Origin of the sequence: Sphaerotilus natans, assembly GCF_900156335.1 — a bacterium.
Taxonomy (GTDB): domain Bacteria; phylum Pseudomonadota; class Gammaproteobacteria; order Burkholderiales; family Burkholderiaceae_C; genus Sphaerotilus; species Sphaerotilus natans.
This window is the reverse complement of record NZ_FTMZ01000011.1, coordinates 144,138-144,669: the sequence shown is the minus strand read 5'-3', so window position 1 is coordinate 144,669 and position 532 is coordinate 144,138. Positions and strand designations below refer to the sequence as shown.

Here is a 532-nt window from a genome sequence, read left to right as displayed (position 1 = left end):
CGGCCACGCTGGCCTCGCCGGCCACGCTGGCCACGCCCGCCGCGCCGGCCGCGCCGGCCGCGCTGGCCACGCCGGCCTCGCCGGCCACGCTGGCCACGCCTGCCGTGCCGGCCGCGCCGGCCGCGCCTGCCGCGCTGGCCACGCCCGCCGCGCCGGCCGCGCCGGCCGCGCCGGCCGCGCTGGCCACGCTGGCCACGCCGGCCTCGCCGGCCACGCTGGCCACGCCCGCCGCGCCGGCCGCGCCGGCCGCGCTGGCCACGCCTGCCGTGCCGGCCGCGCCGGCCGCGCCTGCCGCGCTGGCCACGCCCGCCGCGCCGGCCACGCCGGCCACGCCGGCCGCGCTGGCCACGCCGGCCGCGCCGGCCTCGCTGGCCTCGCTGGCCGCGCCGGCCGCGCCTGCCGCGCCTGCCGCGCTGGCCACGCCGGCCTCGCCGGCCACGCCCGCCACGCCCACCACGCCCGCCGCGCCGGCCGCGCCGGCCGCGCCGGCCGCGCTGGCCACGCCCGCCGCGCCGGCCGCGCTGGCCACGCC

1 protein-coding gene is annotated in these 532 nt (G+C 90.0%); it reads left to right on the top strand.

Annotated elements, in window-relative coordinates:
- Positions 1-532 (top strand): hypothetical protein (locus tag BW996_RS21915; RefSeq protein WP_217694723.1); only part of this gene is annotated, 532 nt, incomplete at both ends.